Here is a 5,043-nt window from a genome sequence, read left to right as displayed (position 1 = left end):
CATCGTGTTGATGGTGTTCTTCAACTCCAGGATCTCGCCCCGGGCATCGACCTCGATCTTGCGCGACAGATCGCCCTTGGCCACCGCCGTGGTCACCTCGGCGATGTTGCGCACCTGCGCCGTCAGGTTGTTGGCCATGAAGTTCACCGAATCGGTGAGATCACGCCACACCCCGGCGACCCCCGGCACCTGCGCCTGACCGCCCAGCCGCCCCTCGGTACCCACGTCCCGCGCCACCCGGGTCACCTGCGCGGCGAACGAGTTGAGCTGGTCCACCATGGTGTTCACGGTGTTCTTCAGCTCCAGCATCTCGCCGGCCACGTCCACCGTGACCTTGCGCGACAGATCGCCCTTGGCCACCGCCGTGGTCACCTCGGCGATGTTGCGCACCTGCGCCGTCAGCCGGCCGGCCATCGTGTTGACCGAGTCGGCCAGGTCCTTCCAGCTGCCCGAGACGCTGCGCACCCGCGCCTGACCGCCCAGCTTGCCCTCGGTACCCACCTCGATGGCGACCCGGGTCACCTCGTCGGTGAACTCCGACAACTGGTCCACCAGGCCGTTCACCGTCCGGCCGACCTTCAGGAACTCCCCGCGCAGCGGATAGCTCGCCCCGGTGGTGTGGACCGACCGCAGCTCCATCCGCTGGTCCAGGTCGCCCTCCGCGATCGAGGTGAGCACCCGGCCCACCTCCGCCATCGGCCGGGCCAGATCGTCGATCAGCGCGTTGCAGTTGTCGACCGCCGCCATCCAGGCGCCCTCGCCGACCCCCATCTCCAGCCGCTCCGACAGCCGCCCCTCCCGGCCCACCGCCCGGCGCACGCGCGCCAGCTCACCGGTGAGGTGCTGGTTGCGCTCGGCGACCTCGTTGAACACCGCCGCGATCTCCGCCAGCACACCGTCACCGGGAAACGTCAGCCGCCGCCGGAAGTTGCCGTCCCGCATCGCGGTCAGCGCCGCCAGCACCCGCCGCAGCTCCGCCGGCTCGGCCCCCCGGTTCGCATTGGCCCGGCGCCCGGCGACGCCGCGCGCCGCCGAGGCGGCACGGCCACCGCGCTCGGCAGCCGAAGTCGTACCGGTAACGTCCTTGGTCGCCGAACTCAACGGGGCCCTCCCACATCGTGACTGCTCAGTACCGCACTCGCGGGCACCGGGCCCGCCTCTCGGACACCGCAGCGGGGCTGCGCACCGCCACCGGCACCGCCTCGACCGTACTCCGCCGAACCGACGCCGCGGACTCCCCAGTCTGTCAGCCCCGGAGGCAGGTGTCCGGCCGGTTGCACAGGGTCGTTGCCGTCCTTGCGCAAATGTGGTGGGCAGAATCACCCTCCGGTGCCTGTTTCGGCTCCCCACCCCCACGGGGTACCAAGCGGAAAGTAGGCTGGACCGCTGCACCCGGACCTCGGAGCGCGCACCGACCACCCGCCGGCCACCGCCACCACCGAGGCCGGGACAGCACACACACCGGCGCCGCACGGCCGGACCGCACGACGACGAACCGACCCGCCCGACACCGAACACCGGGCCGACGGCCGGACCAGAGCAGAGGAGACGTGGCAGTGGTCACCGCACGCGCAGCCGCCACCTTCGAACCGGTCGGCCGGTCAGCCGCCGCCGCCCGCGGCTTCGTACGTGAGGCCCTGCTCGGCTGGGGCCTGCCGGAGATCGTCGACGACGCCGTCGTCCTGGTCAGCGAACTGGTCACCAACGCCGTCGTGCACGCCGGCACCTCCGCCGAGGTCTGCTGCCTGCGCGAGGAGGACACCTTGCGGATCGAGGTGACCGACCGTCACCCCGAACGCGGCCTGCCCGCCTTCGCCAACGTCCCCGTCTCCGCCGCCGTCCCCGCCTCCGACCACTACGCCGACCCCGACGGCGAAGGCGGCCGCGGACTGCTGATGTGCTCCGCCCTCTCCGAGACCTGGGGCGTCGAGTACGCCGCCGGCCGCAAGACCGTCTGGTTCCGCCTCGCCCTGCCCGAACACTTCCGCGGCACCCGCTACGCCCTCCCGAGCATCCCCGGCACCGAACTGCCCGACAGCGACGGCCCGGTCCGCGTCGCCGTGGTGCGGATCGACGACGACGCCGTGGTCCGCGCCTGGAACGCCGACGCCGAAGCCCTCTTCCTGCACACCGCCGACCAGGTCATCGGCCGGCCCTGGTCCGACTACGCCTGCTGGCCGCCCTCCGGCGGCACCGGCCTGCGCCTGGCCGACACCCTGCGGATGGCCCGCTGGGAGGGCGGCTTCGACATCCGCCGCCCCGACGGCACCCTGCTCGACGTGTACGCCCTCCAGGTCCGCCTGCGCGACTCCCACGGCACCCCGTCCGCCCTGTGCCTGCTGGTCCGCGAGGAGGACCGCGCCGTCCTGCGCTCCCCCGGCGGCGCCGCCGACACCCCGCCCGCCGTCGAACCGCTCGACCTGCTCGTCGGCGCCGTCGCCCCCGACGACCTCGGCGGCCTCCTCCAGCGCATCGTCGACCGCGCCCGCGACCTGCTCGACGCCGACGCCGCCTACCTGCTGCTCACCACCGAGGACGAGACCGAGTTCGAGGTCCGCGCCGCCACCGGACTCGCCGCCGCCGCACGCCGGTTCGTCCGGATGCCGATCGAGTCCGGCGCCACCCGCTTCGACTCGGACCGGCTGCCCGCCGTCCACGAGGACCTCTCGGTCCGGCCGGGCGCCGCCCCGCTGCTCACCGGCACCGGCATGCGCTCGCTGATCACCGTGCCGCTCAAGGTCGAGGGCCGGCTCACCGGCTCGCTCGGCGTCGCCGCCACCACCCCCGGCCGCTACGACAACGAGGACGCGCTGCGCCTGCAGTTCGCCGCCGACCGGATCGCGCTGGCCCTGGAGAGCGCCCGGCTCGGCGAACTCGAACGCCGCCGCCGCGGCTCGCTGTCCTTCCTGGTCGAGGCCTCCGAACTGCTGGCCGGCACCCTGGAGCACGAGCAGACCCTCGCGCTGATGGCCCAGATGGCCGTCCCCACCCTCGCCACCTGGTGCGCCGTCTACACCGCCGGCGAACAGAACGGCGCCGCCGACCTCGCCTACGTCCTGCACGAGAACGAGGACCGGATCGACCCGCTGCGCGCCCTGCTCGACAAGACCCCCGCACCGGCCGCCGAATCCTCCCCCGGCAGCACCCGCTACTGGACCGCGCCCACCGAGACCGCCCGCACCCTCGGCGTGACGGCCGACCCCGAGCTGCACGGCATGATCGGCGAGACCGTGGTGCTGCCACTGGCCGCCCGCAACCGGGTGATCGGCCTGCTGGTCCTCGGCGTCCCCGCGGGCACCCGGTTCCGCCAGGAGATCCTGGAACTCGGCGAGGACCTCTCCCGCCGGGCCGCCCTCGCGATGGACAACGCCCGGCTCTACTCCGAGCGCACCGCCACCAGCCAGGCCTTCCAACGCGCCCTGCTGCCCCCGGAGTTGCCCAAGATCCCGGGCGTCGAGGTGGAGGTCTTCTACCAGGCGGCCGGCGAGGGCAACGAGGTCGGCGGCGACTTCTACGACATCTTCCCGATCCGCGAGGGGACCTACGGCTTCGCCATCGGCGACGTCTGCGGCACCGGCCCGGAGGCCGCCTCGGTCACCGGCCTCGCCCGCAACTCGCTGCGGCTGCTGGCCCGCGAGGGTCTCAGCGCACCCCAGGTGCTCGACCGGCTGAACGCGGCCATCCTCGACGAGGGCCCGCGCTCCCGCTTCCTGACCCTGCTCTACGGCGAGCTCACCCCGCGCCCCGACGGCAGCACCCTGCTCTCCCTGGTCTGCGCCGGACACCCGCTCCCGCTGCGGCTGCGCACCGACGGCCAGGTGGATGCCGCCGCCACCCCGCAGCCGCTGCTCGGCGTGATGGACGAACTCGACCTGACGGCCGAGGAGTTGGTCCTGGAGCCGGGCGAGGTGCTGCTCTGTGTGACGGACGGCGTCACCGAGCGCCGGGAGGGCAGCCGGATGCTCGGCGACGACGGCCTGGCGGAGGTGCTGACCGGCTGCACCGGCCTGACGGCGGGCGCGGTGGCGGCCCGGGTCCAGCGCGCGGTCGAGCGGTTCGCGCCGGAGCCGCCCTCCGACGACATGGCCATCCTGACCCTGCGGGTGCCGCTTCCGGCCCAGCGCCAGGCCTGACGGGGCGTCCACCCTCGGGCCGATCGATCGGACTCGATCAGCAACTGTCCAACCGTCGCCGTCCTACAGCTGACGACTGTACAAATTGTGGAATTCACAAGGGTACAAGCCGCGTCGACTGGGTACACCGCAAGCACCGGGGGATTCCCCCCGGAGGGGCCCTCGACCAGCACCTGACCTGCTGGTTCATCACTCGGCCGCGGCCGCCCGCACGCCACTTCCGTGCGGCTTCCGGCGCGGTCTCGCGCACCCACCTCCAGCACCACCCCCACCTTCACCTGACATCTGCCGATCATCGGCGCCCAGAAGTGAAAGGAGCCTCCGGTGAGCAATGAAGCCTCCGGGGCGAACGCCCGATCCGCAGGAGACGACGCGGGTCCTCTCGGTTACCTGGCCCTCGGTCTGACCCTGCTCGCAACCGGCCTGCTGTCCACCGGCATCTTCAGTGGCGCCGGCCTCAAGGACGCAGCCTCCGTCGCCCACCTGGTGGGCGGGCTGACTCTGTTCATCGCCGGCCTCTGGCAGTTCCGCGGCGGCGACCGGTTCACCGGCACGGCGTTCACCGGCCTCGGCGCCTTCTGGGCGGCCTGGTCGGAGGGCGCCGGGGCGAGCAAGGACGCCGTGGGGCTGTTCCTGCTGCTCTGGGCCGCGCTGGCGCTCACGCTGACCCTCGCCGCCTGGCAGGGCGGGCTGTTCAGCCGGGTCGTCTACGGCCTGCTGACCGTCTCGCTGGTCCTCAACGCCATCGCGACGTTCGGCTCCAGCGACGGCCTCGGCAAGGCGGCCGGCTGGGTCGCCGCCGTGTCGGGCCTCGGCGCCTGGTACTGGGCCACCGCCACACTCGCCAACAGCGGGTGGGGCCGGGCCCTGCTGCCCCTCAAGTAGCCCTCCGGGGCACGGCGGGCCGGGG

Annotated in this window: 3 protein-coding genes; 2 read left to right on the top strand and 1 reads right to left on the bottom strand. The window is 73.1% G+C overall.

All coding sequences use genetic code 11. The annotated features are described in order from the left end of the window. Window positions 1-942: HAMP domain-containing protein (locus AA75_RS52330; protein ID WP_233289163.1), on the bottom strand; the 942-nt coding region annotated here is incomplete at its 3' end. A gap of 608 nt (window positions 943-1,550) precedes the next feature. Between AA75_RS52330 and AA75_RS24005 the strand changes: the two genes are divergently transcribed. Next, a complete protein-coding gene (locus AA75_RS24005; protein ID WP_233289162.1) occupies window positions 1,551-4,133 on the top strand; it encodes a SpoIIE family protein phosphatase in 2,583 nt (860 codons plus the stop codon). A 324-nt stretch (window positions 4,134-4,457) separates the two neighbouring features. After that, complete coding sequence (locus AA75_RS24000; RefSeq protein ID WP_033822280.1) at window positions 4,458-5,018, top strand: GPR1/FUN34/YaaH family transporter; 561 nt, start codon at window positions 4,458-4,460, stop codon at window positions 5,016-5,018. Window positions 5,019-5,043: the final 25 nt, after the last annotated feature.

Origin of the sequence: Kitasatospora sp. MBT63 (genome assembly GCF_000710465.2) — a bacterium.
Taxonomy (GTDB): Bacteria; Actinomycetota; Actinomycetes; order Streptomycetales; family Streptomycetaceae; genus Kitasatospora.
Note: the sequence above shows the minus strand (reverse complement) of the source record. Positions and strands in the feature narration are given on the sequence as shown.